16 protein-coding genes are annotated in these 13,665 nt (G+C 60.5%); all 16 read right to left on the bottom strand.

Annotation, left to right across the window (positions count from 1 at the left end; translation table 11 throughout):
- Window position 1: 1 nt before the first annotated feature.
- From ACMYSK_RS20855 to ACMYSK_RS20930, 16 genes are read right to left on the bottom strand one after another with little or no spacing between them, the layout of a single operon-like run.
- Complete coding sequence (locus ACMYSK_RS20855; RefSeq protein ID WP_434638341.1) at window positions 2-1,231, bottom strand: beta-ketoacyl-ACP synthase; 1,230 nt, start codon at window positions 1,229-1,231, stop codon at window positions 2-4.
- On the bottom strand, window positions 1,228-1,959 hold the full coding sequence (locus ACMYSK_RS20860) for a 3-ketoacyl-ACP reductase FabG2 (protein WP_434638342.1): 732 nt from the start codon (window positions 1,957-1,959) through the stop codon (window positions 1,228-1,230). Before ACMYSK_RS20860 ends, ACMYSK_RS20855 begins: the two co-directional genes overlap by 4 nt.
- The gene (locus ACMYSK_RS20865; RefSeq protein ID WP_434638343.1) at window positions 1,956-2,432 is read right to left on the bottom strand and encodes an ApeP family dehydratase; all 477 of its coding nucleotides are present in this window, start codon (window positions 2,430-2,432) and stop codon (window positions 1,956-1,958) included. The genes ACMYSK_RS20860 and ACMYSK_RS20865 overlap by 4 nt, the downstream gene beginning before the upstream one ends.
- Window positions 2,429-3,598, bottom strand: coding sequence for a beta-ketoacyl-[acyl-carrier-protein] synthase family protein (locus ACMYSK_RS20870; RefSeq protein ID WP_434638344.1), 1,170 nt, complete (start codon window positions 3,596-3,598; stop codon window positions 2,429-2,431). The genes ACMYSK_RS20865 and ACMYSK_RS20870 overlap by 4 nt, the downstream gene beginning before the upstream one ends.
- A gap of 1 nt (window position 3,599) precedes the next feature.
- Complete coding sequence (locus tag ACMYSK_RS20875) at window positions 3,600-4,184, bottom strand: DUF3261 domain-containing protein (protein WP_434638345.1); 585 nt, start codon at window positions 4,182-4,184, stop codon at window positions 3,600-3,602.
- A complete protein-coding gene (locus ACMYSK_RS20880; RefSeq protein WP_434638346.1) occupies window positions 4,181-6,505 on the bottom strand; it encodes an MMPL family transporter in 2,325 nt (774 codons plus the stop codon). Before ACMYSK_RS20880 ends, ACMYSK_RS20875 begins: the two co-directional genes overlap by 4 nt.
- A complete protein-coding gene (locus ACMYSK_RS20885; RefSeq protein ID WP_434638347.1) occupies window positions 6,474-7,079 on the bottom strand; it encodes a LolA family protein in 606 nt (201 codons plus the stop codon). Before ACMYSK_RS20885 ends, ACMYSK_RS20880 begins: the two co-directional genes overlap by 32 nt.
- Window positions 7,076-7,498, bottom strand: a complete 423-nt coding sequence (locus ACMYSK_RS20890) for an acyl-CoA thioesterase (RefSeq protein ID WP_434638348.1) — start codon at window positions 7,496-7,498, stop codon at window positions 7,076-7,078. The genes ACMYSK_RS20885 and ACMYSK_RS20890 overlap by 4 nt, the downstream gene beginning before the upstream one ends.
- Before the next feature lie 3 nt (window positions 7,499-7,501).
- The gene (locus ACMYSK_RS20895) at window positions 7,502-9,193 is read right to left on the bottom strand and encodes a glycosyltransferase family 2 protein (RefSeq protein WP_434638349.1); all 1,692 of its coding nucleotides are present in this window, start codon (window positions 9,191-9,193) and stop codon (window positions 7,502-7,504) included.
- Complete coding sequence (locus tag ACMYSK_RS20900; RefSeq protein WP_434638350.1) at window positions 9,184-9,537, bottom strand: ApeI family dehydratase; 354 nt, start codon at window positions 9,535-9,537, stop codon at window positions 9,184-9,186. The genes ACMYSK_RS20895 and ACMYSK_RS20900 overlap by 10 nt, the downstream gene beginning before the upstream one ends.
- Entirely contained in the window at window positions 9,524-10,882 is a 1,359-nt protein-coding gene (locus tag ACMYSK_RS20905; protein WP_434638351.1) for an AMP-binding protein, read from the bottom strand. Before ACMYSK_RS20905 ends, ACMYSK_RS20900 begins: the two co-directional genes overlap by 14 nt.
- On the bottom strand, window positions 10,879-11,460 hold the full coding sequence (locus ACMYSK_RS20910) for a hypothetical protein (RefSeq protein ID WP_434638352.1): 582 nt from the start codon (window positions 11,458-11,460) through the stop codon (window positions 10,879-10,881). Before ACMYSK_RS20910 ends, ACMYSK_RS20905 begins: the two co-directional genes overlap by 4 nt.
- A gap of 5 nt (window positions 11,461-11,465) precedes the next feature.
- Window positions 11,466-11,717 (bottom strand): acyl carrier protein, encoded by a 252-nt coding sequence (locus tag ACMYSK_RS20915; RefSeq protein WP_434638353.1) that lies wholly within the window; start codon window positions 11,715-11,717, stop codon window positions 11,466-11,468.
- A 10-nt stretch (window positions 11,718-11,727) separates the two neighbouring features.
- Window positions 11,728-11,985, bottom strand: a complete 258-nt coding sequence (locus ACMYSK_RS20920; RefSeq protein ID WP_434644266.1) for a phosphopantetheine-binding protein — start codon at window positions 11,983-11,985, stop codon at window positions 11,728-11,730.
- Complete coding sequence (locus ACMYSK_RS20925; RefSeq protein WP_434638354.1) at window positions 11,966-12,781, bottom strand: lysophospholipid acyltransferase family protein; 816 nt, start codon at window positions 12,779-12,781, stop codon at window positions 11,966-11,968. Before ACMYSK_RS20925 ends, ACMYSK_RS20920 begins: the two co-directional genes overlap by 20 nt.
- Window positions 12,778-13,500 carry a beta-ketoacyl synthase chain length factor gene (locus tag ACMYSK_RS20930; protein WP_434638355.1) on the bottom strand — a complete coding sequence of 241 codons (723 nt, stop codon included), beginning with the start codon at window positions 13,498-13,500 and terminating at the stop codon, window positions 12,778-12,780. The genes ACMYSK_RS20925 and ACMYSK_RS20930 overlap by 4 nt, the downstream gene beginning before the upstream one ends.
- Window positions 13,501-13,665: the final 165 nt, after the last annotated feature.

A 13,665-nucleotide genomic window follows, 5' to 3' on the forward strand; every position in this document is an offset into this window, starting at 1 on the left:
ATCAGGACCAGCGCCGGATGATGATGGACGTATTAATGCCGCCAAAAGCGAAGTTATTGCTCTGCAAAAATTCGCAGTCAACCCGGCGGGGCGCTCCCATGATGTAATCCAGCTCGCCGCACTGCGGGTCCGGCTGGCGCAGATTGAGCGTGGGGGCAAACCAGCCTTCCCGCATCATGTGCAGGCTCATCCACGCTTCCAGCGCTCCGCAGGCGCCAAGCGTATGGCCAAAATAACTTTTCAGCGAAGAGACAGGGACGCGGCTACCAAAGACGGCCGCGCTGGCCTGGCTCTCAGCAATATCTCCGCGATCGGTCGCCGTGCCGTGTGCCGAAATATAGCCTATATCCTCGGCGCTTAAACCGGCCATTCTGAGCGATTGCTCCATGCAGATTTGCATGGTTTCCCGCTGCGGCTGGGTGATATGTGCGGCATCGCAGTTGGTGGCGAAGCCGATAATCTCGCCGTAAATCGTCGCCCCCCGGGCTTTGGCATGCTCCAGCTCTTCCAGGATAAGCGTACCGGCACCTTCGCCTATCACCAGCCCGTCGCGTGCCTCATCGAACGGCGACGGCGTGGTTTTCGGCTCGTCATTACGCTGGCTGGTTGCAAATAAGGTATCGAAAATCGCCGCTTCCGACGGGCACAGTTCCTCCGCGCCGCCGGCCACCATGATCGTCTGATAGCCGTGGCGAATCGCCTCCCAGGCATAGCCAATTGCCTGGCTGCCGGAGGTACAGGCGCTGGAGGTAGGAATGACCCGTCCGCGCAGGCCGAAGAACAGGCCGGTATTGACCGCAGTGGTGTGCGGCATCATCTGGACGTAGGTGGTGCCGGTGATGTTATTGGTGTGCTTTTCCGTCAGCATGGTAGCGAATTCGCTGACCGGACCGGTGCTGCCGGTAGAAGAGCCGTAGGCAATACCGGTTTCACCATTGGTGAGCACCGCCTCGCCAGTCAACCCGGCCTGCTCCAACGCCAGTTCGCTGGCGCGGGTCGACAGCAGCGACACGCGGCCCATGGCGCGAATGCGCTTGCGGGTATAGTGTTCCGGCAGAGTGAAATCATCGATTGGCGCGCCGAGGAGCGTATGCAGACCGTCATAGATTTGCCATTCCGGCATTTTGCGCACGGCGTTCTCTCCGAGCAGCATTCTGGTAGATACCGCCTGCCAGCTTTCGCCGAAGGCGGTCACGCCGCCCATACCGGTAATGACGACGCGACGTGTCATAGCATGCCCCCGTTGACGGAAATGACCTGGCGCGTGACATAGCCTGCAATATCCGACATTAAATAGCTGGCCAGCCCGGCGACTTCTTCGGCCTGGCCCATGCGTTTCATCGGAATCATTGCCATCGCCTCGTTGAGCGCGGTCTCTTCCATCGCGATCATCCCGGTATCAATCAGGCCAGGGGCAATGCAGTTGACGGTAATTTTGCGTTTTGCCAGCTCAATCGCCAGCGCTTTGGTGGCACCGATAATCCCCGCTTTGGCGGCGCTATAGTTCACCTGGCCGCGGTTGCCCATAACGCCGGACACCGACGATAGGGTGATAATCCGCCCGCCCCGGCGGGCGCCGATCATCGGCATGATGCACGGCTGAATAACGTTATAAAAGCTGTCGAGATTGGTGTGGATCACCGCATCCCAGTCGTTGTCGCTGAGCGCCGGAAAGGCACCGTCGCGGGTAATACCGGCGTTGCTTACCACGCCATACCACGGGCCGTGGGCCGCGTTATCCTGCTCCAGCACCTTGCGACACTGCTCGCGGTTGGCGACGTCAAAACTCAACAGTCGGCCACTGCCGCCGGCGGCGAGGATCGTCGCCAGCGTTTCCTGGGCGCCCTCTGCGTCGCGATGAAAATGGACACCGACGGTAAAGCCGTCAGCCGCCAGCTGACGGGCGATAGCGCGGCCGATCCCCTTGCTGGCACCGGTCACTAATACGGAACGATTCATGGTTGCTCTTCCTGATTAAACATCGTCGTTAACTCTTCAGCAGTGGGCTGGAAGGTATTGACGCGGCCCGTCGCCAGCGTCTTTTCCCCGGCGTAGATGGCGCACTCGAAGCTGCCGAAACGGCTATCCTGCATCAATAAATTGACCGCGATGGTCAGCGTTTGCCCGGCGGGCAGAACGCCAGCGGTGCACACCAGTTCTCTGGCTCCCAGCACCATCCCGAGGGCGAGGCTGCTCTGCTTCTGCTGATGGCGATGCCAGCCGGACCAGACGCCGACGGTCTGGGCCATTAGCTCCAGCGCAAACCAGCCAGGCAGGTTGCCACCGGCGTCGAGAAACGGTGCCAGCACGCTTTTGGCGGTGACGGTCACGCGGCAGGCGGCCGTTTCGTCAGTCACCTCCAGCACTTCTTCAAGCAGTAGCATCGGAGCGTCATGCGGCAGATAGTCGCCGGGAGCCAGGTAGTGGTTCATAACAGTCTCCCGAGCAGAATGCTGGTGTTATTGCCGCCAAAGGCAAAGGAATTAGACAGAATTACCGGGCGTTCAAGGGGCTGTGCTGTCGCGATCACGCCGCACTCAGCCAGCGCCGGATCGCGCGGAGAAAGGCTGAAGTCCTGCGCCGGTAGCGCCAGGTGACGCTGCAAAATCAGCATCCCGATCGCCGCTTCGGTAATCCCGGCGGCGCCAAGAGTATGCCCGGTCAGATGCTTGGTTGAGCTACACGGCACGCTGCTGCCGAACAGCGCGTGGACCACCTGTGCTTCCACCTTATCGTTAAGCGGGGTGGCGGTGCCGTGCAGGTTGATATACCCCACGGCGTCTGCCGCGATACCGGCTTCGTCGAGCGCCTGGGCTATCGCCCGTAGCGCGCCTTCGCCCTGCGGGTGGGGAGCCGAAATATGGTGCGCGTCGCTGGATTCACCCACTCCCAGCAGCGCGATGGGCTGCGGCTCGCGGGTCAGCAGCATCAGCGCCGCGCCTTCGCCGATGGTTATCCCACTGCGGTCGCGGGCGAAGGGCTGACATTGCGTCACGGAGAGCGATTCCAGACTATGAAAACCGTTGACCGGCATTCGGCTCAGGGTATCGGCACCGCCGACTATTGCCACGTCGGCGAGGTCGGCCTCGATAAGCCGTCGTCCGCTGATAATGGCCCTGGCGCTGGAGGAGCAGGCGGTAGAAAGCGTAAACGCCGGGCCGTCCAGAGCCAGCCAGTGGCTGAGAAAACGCGACGAATCGCCCAGCTCCTGCTGCGGGTACTGCCAGTCAGCGCTGGCCCGGCCGTTAAGCATGGCATCAACGTGATTATCACCCTCGTCGAGGCCGGAGGTGCTGGTCCCGAGCACAACCGCGACTCTGTCACTCCCGTAACGGGCAATGGCCTCGTCGACCTGGAGGCGGATCTGCGCCAGTGCCGCCAGTAGCAGCTGGTTATTACGCGAGCGGTGGGCCGCAAAGTCATCAGGGATAGCGGGCAGGACGGCATCCACGCCGCCGAGTACCGTCTCCGGCCGCCCCTGTAGCCAACCGGCGCGCGGGCGCATTCCGGGCGCGACGCCGCGCGCCAGATTTGCCGCGATGTCGTCGGCGTTATCGCCTAGCGCATTGATCATGCCGACAGCAGAAATGTAGATCATCTCAGTCGCCCAGATATTGAATAGTGATGTGGTATTTAAAAGCCCGCTGCTCGATGCTGACCGGCACGCGTTTGCCCTGGCGGTTCAGGTAGACGATTATCGTCACCAGCTTACCGTCGGCGTTACGGAGCTCGCGGCGGTCGCCGTTGTCGACCAGGGTCCAGCCGCTCGGCAGCTGCGGTTGCCATGCGGCGATAGGCCAGTGGCTGAGCATCACGTCGGCCAGTACCTGACTTGCCGGCGGCAGCTGCGGGACTACGATGGATTGTTCGGTTCGCAGCCCCTTTTCATCATAGGTCACCAGAAACAGGCGGATCCCCACCGATGAGAGACCCGCGAGGGTGATTTTTTTGTCATCGGCATTGAGCATCACCAGCAGCGACTGGGTCTGGCCGTGAAAACGCCCGGTCAGCAGCTGCTGAGCGTTCAACGGTGGGCTGATCCCCGGAGACGGTAGGGTAACGCGGGTCCCCGGCTCCAGCCATGCCTGCGGGCGGCCTTCCTGCGGTGGCGGCGAGTGGCTGCATCCGGCGAGGATTACGGTGGCGGCCAGCGCGGCTGCACGCCAGAATCTGTGCTTCATCATCGTCTTTTTTTCTCTTTTTTACCGGGCATCGCCAGAGGGGAAAGCAGGAACGCGGTGAAAATACCGCTGACCAGCACAATGCCAAAACTACTGATGGCCTGAGTGGCGCTGAAAACCAGCATGCCGAGAGTCAGCAGCGTGGTCATCATGGCGAGGATGATGGCCAGCAGCGACGTTAGCGGTGTCCCGCGCGGGTTGCTGAAAAACAGGGTGTAGTTGATGCCGATCCCCAGCACCAGCACTAGTGCCAGCAGTGAAAACAAATTCACCGGGTGGCCGCTGAAGGACAGGGCCGCCAGCCCGCAGCCTAATGACAACACGGAGGGCACCAGGCTGAACAGCCCTTTACGCCAGCCCAGACGCAGCATGGCGCCACAGGCGATGACTGCCAGCGCAACGGCCAGCAGCCCCGTCAAAATATGACGATAGAGGGCGAACAGCTCGTCAAAGGTGCTTTTTCTGTCGACCCACGCGACGCCGGGCTGCGTTGCGCTCAGCGCCTGTAACGCCGCGCTTGATTTCACACCGTCAACCGGAACCAGCACGCCGCTTTCGCCGTCTTTTAGCGTCAGCCACAGCAGGCGCCAGCCTTCGCTGGCAGGGCTGGCAAGCCAGGCATCGACCGTGACCGGCATGGCGGTAAGATCCGCTTCAATCGTTTTTAACCCGGCGTTTTGCAGGGCGGCGGTGACCGCCGGAACAGCCGCATTGAGCAGCGTCAGATCCTGACGTTGGCGGGACAGTGAATTCAGCGGCAGCGTGCGATAACCGCTGAGCATCCCCTGACGTTTGGCCTGCTCCAGAGCCGGCGTAAAGGCTTCCAGTCGTTCCAGCGTTTGCTGTGGTGTTGCGCCGTAGACCACGAACCATTTCTGATCGACACGTTGGCCGGTTAGGGCAACGATGGCTTTCTCTTCGCCCAGAAGATGCTGCGGCAGCGCCTGGAGCTGAGAAATATCGTCATCGACGCGCAGGGTGGCGATGCCGGCCAGCGAGAGGATCGTCAGCGCCAGTGGCAGGCCGATGTAGAGCTTTTTATTGCGCCGCCATGCCGCCAGCCAGCGCAGCAGCAGCCCCATCGCCGGAACCGGACGAACCGGCAAACCGCGGGAAAGCAGCGGATGCCAGAAAATTACCGTCAGACAGGAGGCGCTGAGTCCGGCGGCGGCGAACACCGACATCTGGCGAATGCCGGGGAAGGGGGCCAGCATCATGATGAGATAGGCCACCACGGCCGTCAGCAGCGCCAGAAGTAGCGCGCGACGAACTCTGGCAAGGCTTTGCCACGGCGTGACATCATGCCCGTGGACCATACGTTCCGTCAGATAGTAGAGCGTATAGTCGGCGGAGATGCCGATAATGCTCATGCTCATCACCAGCGTCATCATATGCAGTTCGCCGAACAACAGCAGCGTGGCGACGGTGCCAGCCAACCCGCCAATGCCGACGGAAATCAGGCACAGCAGCAGCGGACGTAGCGAACGGAAGGCTACGACGATAAGCAGGATCACGCCCAGTATCGTGGCGACGCCGAGGGTGGAGATATCCTGCTTCGCCTGCTGGCTGGCGTAGTCGCTATAAAACACCGTCCCGCGAGAGAGCAGTTGCGCCTGCGGGTAGCGCGCTGTTAATTTCTCTTCCAGCCCGGCGAGGGTGGTCACGACGTCGTGCGTCTGCTGCATATCGAATGAGGAACCCGCCAGCTCACCGTGGATCAGATACCAGTCATTCCCCTGTTTATCCTGGGCGACAAGCCAGCCGTCTTTTAGCTGCAGGCGCTGGCCGTTTTGCGCCATCGCCAGCTGCGAGCCACGCATTAGCATCAGGGGATCGTGTTGCAGCTCTTTGCCGCTGACGCCGGAGAACGCAGAATAGAGCTGAGAGAGGACCCACTGCGCCTGGGCAGTACCGCCATTTTGCAGGCGGGCGCGGGTGGCATCATCGATAAGCCCGTTGCGGTGCTGCCAGAAAAATGCGCCCCAGGCCTGCTGGCTGGCGGCATCCATCGGGCCTTTTACTTCCGCGAGGGTATGTGACTGCTGCAGGAGAGTGAGCCATTCGCGTGCCACCTGTGGATCGGCCTGCTTGCCGGGGCTCACCAGCCAGACAATCTGCCGGTCCAGACGCTGCATAAAACCATCGTTCAGGGCCGGAGGAATGGCGCCGAGCGTCTGTTTTGGCAGCATGGCCAGCACGCTGCTGTTGATGCGCGATTGAGGCAGCAGCGTCAGCAGAACGCCCAGCATCAGCAGGCAGGCGCATCCCCACAGCAGCGCGATGCTGCGGCGGTTACGGTGCAGCAAATCGTTGTCGTTCGTCATCGGTCAGTTGTGCAGGCGTCAGTTGGTGGTGAGAAAGTGCGATATCGGTGCGATCGCCCTGTTTATCATTCAGTTGAATGCTGTCCAGATAGGTCTGCCCGGCCAGATCGATGGTGGCGAAGATTTTATCCAGCGGCGCGGTGAGCGGCGTCAGGCGCAGGGTCCAGCGCCCCTGTCCCTTATCGCTAAATTCGACGCGAAAATTCTGTTCGAGCACGCGACGGTCGGCCTGGAACAGCGCGCGCAGCAGATGATTGAACTGAAACATCTGCGGGTTGTTCTCGGCGGTAATGGTTTGCGGCGGCTGGCCGTTGATTACCTGCACCATCCGTTTATCATCCAGCAGGAGCTGCATCGGAAACGGCGTTGTCTGATCCCACAGCAAACCCTTATCGCGGGCGATCAGCATCTGACCCTGGGATCGTAGCGGCTGCGGAAGATCCTTGATGGTGCGAGTTTGATCGAAGTGGGCGCGGACCACTGGCTGCTCGGTAAAGCGCTGTTGCAGATCGTCAAGCGTCAGGGCGCTGACCAGCGGGCTGATCAGCAATGCCAGCAGAGGCCACCACTTCATGGCTTCACCCCCATCCGCTCAAAGAGAATATCCGGGCTGACGAAGCTCAGCTCACGACTCTTCTCTTCCACCGCCACCTGGATGGTGTAGCCGGTAGTCGTGCGTTTCCCGCTGTCGGCGGCGAAAATCTCATAGCCGATGCGCAGCCGGTTTTCGTACTCTTCGAGCCTGGCGCGTACGCGAAAACGTTGTTCAAAGGTCAGGACGTCGCGGTACTTCACGCGGGTGTCCACCACCGGCCATAAATAGCCCGATGCTTTCATCTGGCGGTAGCCGTAATTAAATTGATTAAGCAGCGCCTCGCGGGCAATCTCAAAGTAGCGGAAGTAGTTGCCGTGCCAGACAACGCCCATCATATCGACGTCGTGAAACGGTACGGTCAGCTCTACCTCGGCAGTAAAACGGGGATCGTTAAGCACCCTTTACTCCTTCTCTTTGGCATCCGGCAACTGCCAGAAATCGAAAAAATTAAACCAGTCCAGCGGTGACTGGAGCGCGTAGTGCTCAAGACGTTTTGCATAGCGGTCAATCGTGCGCTGTAACGCCGCCTGGCGTTCGGCACGAGGCAGCAACAGCGGATCGGCGAAGGATTCACAATGAATATGCAGCTTACCCTGCTGGCGCAGTGCAAAAATCAGCTGCACCGGGCAACGCAGGATCGACGCCAGAATAAACGGCCCCTGCGGGAAAGGCGCGGGCTGCCCCATGAATTCGCTCCAGCAGACGCGCCATTCGCCGCCGCGCTGAGGGGTGACGGCGATACGATCGCCAACGATAGCTACCCACTCGTTACGCTCCAGCTTCTCTTTCAGCAACATGGCGGTCTCGGGGCCAATGTCATCCACCGGCATCAGGTTGACCCCGGCCTGGGGGGCCATCTCCTGCATAATCTGTTTAAAGCGCCGGGCATTTTTGCTAAAGACCAGCGCAGTAATGACGGGGCCGCCCTGCAATTGCGCCAGCGCCCGACAGGCCTCGACATCACCGAGGTGCGAGGCCAGTAGCAGCCGGCCGCCTGTTGCGCCACGGTTGAGCGTTTCCTCGGCGCCAGGCGCAAAAACAACATCGCGGCCGAGGCGTAATTCGCCGCGCCAGCTGGCGATTTTGTCGAGCATCGCATCGCCAAAGCGCAGAAAATGGCGATAGCTGTTGAGGTGCTCCGGCAGCGGCTGCTGGCGGGCGGTGAGCCGGGCACGTACGCGGGACAGCCAGCGTTGCGAGGCCTGACGGGCGCGGTGCGCCGTTAGCCAGTAGACGGCCACCACCGGGTAGAGCAGCCATGAAAACGCGCGACGCCCCAGCAGCCGCCAGACCAGTAGCATCAGGCGCATCCCCCACAGCCCTTTGACTTCATCCTGTCGCGCCCAGTGCGTTGCCCGGCGACGAAACAGCAGCGAAGGGATACGCGGTAACATGCCGAGGAACAGGCGGGTGTGCATCCAGGAAATGCGGCAGTTGTCCTTCAGCGCATCAAAATGCGACAACCCGTCTACGGGATAGGTGACGCGGGTCGGTACAAAATAGCTGTCATTGCCCAGCCAGTAGAGGCGCACCATGACTTCGGTATCGAAATCCATGCGCTTACCCAGCGCCACGCGCTGCGCCAGCTGAAGCGTTGGCGCAATCGGGTAGACGCGAAAGCCGCACATGCTGTCTTTCAACTGTAGCGAGAGCGTTTCGATCCATACCCAAACGTGGGTTATCCAACGGCCATACAGCCGCGAGCGGGGAATGGAGTCGTCGTAAACGGGCCGCCCGGAGATCAGCGCCGCCGGATGCGCCTGCGCCAGCGTCAGCAGCTGCGGAATATCCTCAATGGCGTGCTGCCCGTCGGCATCGACCTGTACGGCGTGGCTAAATCCAGCCTCGGCAGCGGCCTGCAAACCGCGAATCACCGCCGTGCCTTTGCCTGAGTTCTCCGCCAGACGAATCAGCGTCAGCCCGGGTTCCTGCGCCGCCAGCTGTTCCAGCACCTGGCGCGTTGGCTCGTCGCTGCCATCGTCCACGACAATGCACGGCAGATGGTAGGGCCGCAGGCGAGCCAGCACCCGCGGCATCATTACGCCGTGGTTGTAGCAGGGGATCACCACGCAGGGCATGAATGTCACTGACATAGACGGATTTTCCCGCTGCTGGCGGTATGACGCGCTTCGCCATCGTGGCGCTGGAAGCTGAAGGCGAGGATCTGGCGCGTTTCCTGCCAGTGCAGAGTGAGTGTGACAGTGGCGCCCGGTAAGAGCGGAGCCTGGAATTTGACGTTCTGAATACTGTGGAAATGCCAGCCAGGCGCCAGCAGCGTGGTGGCGTAATGCATTACCCAGTCCAGTTGGGCAACGCCGGGTAACAGCGGCTGTACAGCAAAATGCCCACGGAACCAGAAAAGCTCAGGATCGAGGGACAGGATAATCTCAATCTGCTGCTGGTGTGCCTGATGGCGCCCAATTTCATGGGGTTTCATGAAACAACTCCTGTAATTGCGCATAGACACGCTTGTTCATACTGTTCACCGGGATCTCGTCGATAATGCGCCAGTAGCGGGGGATGGCGACGGGCTCAAGCGTTGGCCGCAGCGCCTGTCGCCAGGCCTGCTCAAGGATTTTGCTTGTGTTATGCCACCGCTGTCGGGTTTGCGCGTCCAGCACCAGCAGGACCCCGACGCTCTGGCGGCCGCCGCGGGTTACGGGCAGGGCGACCGCTTCGCGAATGCCTTCCAGTTCCAGCAGGCGCTGCTCAACTTCGCCGAGCGAAATCCGCTTTTCTTCAATTTTCACTACCCGCCCACGGCGACCCGTCAGCTGGAAGTGACCGTTGGCCGCGAACTGTAGGCTATCGTCGAGCAACAACCCGTTGTTGTCGGCAATCAGCGGTGAAAAGACGCGGAACGTTTCTCCCTGGGCGTGGAACCTGACGCCGGGTAACGGCTGCCAGGCGGCCTGCTCCCGATCGCGCAAGCGCCAGGCGAGAACGCCGGTTTCGGTGCTGCCGTATATCTCATCCGGCCAGCGTTTGAGCCAGTCGGCCGTCCGTACCGCATCCTGCCAGGCGAGCAGGCCACCTGCGGAGATGATGAGATCGACCGACGGAGGTTCCAGTCGGTGATCGAGGCGCTTTAAAAACGCCGGGCTGCTGATAAACGCATAGCGGTGCCGATGATCCAGCGCGGTAACCTGCTCGGCATAGTTCAGCATCCCCGCATGCAGCGGCAGGCCGAGCGCCATAGGCAAAAAAATGCGGAAAGTCAGGCCGTAGAGATGCTGAGGTGCTACCGATGCGACAACGCGACAGCCCGCCAGTCGGTCGGCAAAGTGCGTAGCCAGCAGTTCGGCCTCGCGGTCAAGGCTGGCCAGCGGCTTGATAACACGCTTCGGCTGCCCCGTCGATCCTGAGGTAAAGAGCTCGATGCAGGCATCATCGGCGATGTTGCGAAACGTGATGGCCTCTGTCAGAGCTTGCTGTGCGCTGCCGACGATAAGCGTAGGGCCGTTCCAGCCCATGGCCTTATCGCTGATGACGCCATCAAACAGCGCCCGCTGTTCATCCAGCAGCGAAATGCGGCCGTGTCCTGGCATGACCGGCGTTTTACCGGCGTGTAGCGTGGCCAGAAGCGCGACGAGGAACAGATAGCTGTCGTCGAAACAGAGCGCCCAGCGCTGGCTACTTTGTTTCTCCAGCTGCGTTACCCACCGCGCGACGTCATTGCGGAGCTGGCCTAATGTCCAGCGCTGTTCATTCACCCAGGCGATGAGCGTGTCGGCCGGGCGGGGAGCATTCAGCCAGCGGGAGAGGGCAAGAGGTGTCATCATAACGATTCTCGCTTGATGACCCGGCGGCGCACCAGCCACTCACCGCCCATCAGCGCGCCGATCAGCAGATAGGCAATCATGCCATTCCAGGCGGTCCACAGCGCCATATCGCCATATAGCGCTGTCGCGAGGGCGATGCTGCCGTTAACGCTAAAAAAGACGCACCAGACCTGGGTGACTCGGCGGGTATAGCCTACGGCGGCGGCAGGAAGCTGAGGGTCCTGGATGCGGGCAAGACGTTCAACGATTGGCATGGCGGACCTGAGCGAGCCGCCAAAAATCGCCAGCATCACGCCATTCACCACCACCGGGTAAAACAGCAGCAGCTGGTGCGTTTTCAACAGATAGCTGGCAGCGCAAAGCGTGATGCCCGCCAGCGCCACCACCTGGGTGACGACGCGCAGCGGCCCCGCCTGGCGCCGGGTCTGATGAAAGCGTAAACAGAGCAGCAGCGCCATCACGGGCAGCAGCCAGTGCAGGCTGTTATGCGCGAGACCCAGCCAGATGAGACATGGCCAGGCCAGCAGGAGCAGCGTCGTCAGCAGCAGTATGGCTTTGCGTGAGAGTGCCCCCGACATACGGATCAGGCTTCTCGGGACAAGCGTTCAAGGGCATCAACAACGTCCTGAACGGTACGCACGGCTTTAAACTCTTCGGCCTTGATTTTTTTACTGGTTTTCTTTTGCAGGTGGACAATCATATCGACCGCGTCGATGCTATCCAGCTCCAGGTCTTCATACAGGCGCGCTTCCGGTTTGATATCTTGCGGATCAATTTCAAACAGTTTGACCAGAAGTGCCGAGACCTCGGCATAAACATCGTGTGATTCAGTCATGGGGCGAGCCTCAGGTACGTTGAGCGTGGATAAAAGCGGCCAGGGTGGCAACGGAGAAGAAGTGCTGGCGCATCTCATCACTTTCGGCCGAGAGCACGACGCCATACCGGTTCTTCACCGCCAGTCCAAGCTCCAGGGCGTCAATGGAATCCAGACCCAGTCCATCACCAAAGAGTGCCGCATCGGTGTCAATGTCGTCAGCCGACAGATCTTCCAGATTGAGCGTATTAATTATGAGATTTTTAATTTCAAGATAGAGCGCTTGCATCATTAATTCCTGAGCCAGGCGTAGTACCTGATTGTAATTGAAGCAAAAGATGCCGGTTTAGCTGTCGTGCCGCCAGCGATGGCGCCTGTGAGCTGGCATCGTAAAACTGGTCAATACGTACCCGATCCCGCACCTCAATCGTAAACAGGGGTTTAGTGGGCGGCGCATCGTACCATTTGCAGTGCTTGCCAAGCATGTGCTCGCTGCAACGGATCGTCACGACCCGTAAATCGCTGGCGCAGCGTACGGCGATATTGGCTGCGCCGCGCTGTAACGTCATTTGTTCACCGGGTCGCGTGCGCGTGCCCTCAGGGAAAATCAAAATCGTATCACCCTGTCGTAGACGGTTCTGGCTGGCGGGCAGCAGCGAGTCCGCCTGATCGTTAATCAAATAATCCGCTGCGCGAATCACCCCGCTGACGAACGGGTTCTTCAGTAAGGCGCTTTTAACCAGGCAGTCGGTCTCCGGCATGATGGAGGCCAGCATCACGTAGTCGATCAGGCTGGGATGGTTGGCGACCACCAGACACCCGCGCTCCTGGCGCAAAATGTCACCGCCTTCAATGCGGTAATCCAGGACGCCGACGGCTTTCACTACCGCAAGAAAGAGGCGGAAACTGGCCGCAATGCTGCGCCGGGCCACGCGACGGCGACGAGGTTTGTTCCTGACAACGAGCAGCAGCAGGTTGAACCAGATGAGGGACAGCAGCAGCCCTCCAAGACCGAACAGGGCGAAGCAGACGCCGGTCATGGCGGCTCGCCAGATCCGGTTCAGGCGCATTACGACACCGTTCATGCGCGACTCCACTGCCACTGCATACGTTCGCCAGGCAGGCTGAACGCAGGGCTGTTCTGCAAATAGTGTTTTAAAAATAACAGGCTTTGCGGCAGTTCGGCCTCCGGGGACGGTGCGTGACGCCGGGTGGTGCAGCGCCACGTCTCCCCGGCCTCAATCACCAGCGCCAGCGCGTAGGGCCAGGTTGGCATGGCGGGCGGAAGTTGCGGGCGATAAAACTCGGGCAGATGGCCATCAAAATCAACCATTAGCACGCGCTGATAGCCCGCCTGCAGCAGGCACATCACTTCACAGAGTCCTTGCTGGAAGGTATCGCGCCCGGCTGAAAGCGAAGAGGACGTTATGGGCTGGCGGGCGGCAATCGTCAGATTCCCCACTGCCGAATTATGCACGGAAAGGGCGAAGTCGGTCGGCGAAATGGCCTGCTCCGTTGCCAACGCGTGGAGGATACGATAGTTACGCTCCAGCTCCCCGTGACGGCTGGTGTACAGCACGGCATCGATATTGTGCTGGCGGAGCATTGCCAGCCCGCATTCAACGGCAAGTTTGCTGCCGGAGCTCAGTCGCCGGGCGGTCATCATCGGTAATTCGGTTAAGGCGGCCTGCGGGGCCGACGGATCGATGGCGAGCGAATGCCGTGACCATTGCTGCCACTGCGCCGTTTCGCTCAGTCCCGGGGCTCTGCCCTGCCAGTCAACTATGTTTAGTGCAAATTTCATCAACGCGTATCCGCGGTAAGCCGGATATCCCGGCGACGTTTTTAACCTAACGTTGTTATTTTTCTTCTGACCTGCGAATACAGTATGGCTAACGTCTGAACGAACGGCGACCTGCCTGGATTCATGACGACCTCACTTTTCTGCCGACCGGATATCCATTCTGCA

The organism is Klebsiella sp. I138 (genome assembly GCF_051131765.1).
In the GTDB taxonomy this organism is placed as follows: Bacteria; Pseudomonadota; Gammaproteobacteria; order Enterobacterales; family Enterobacteriaceae; genus Klebsiella.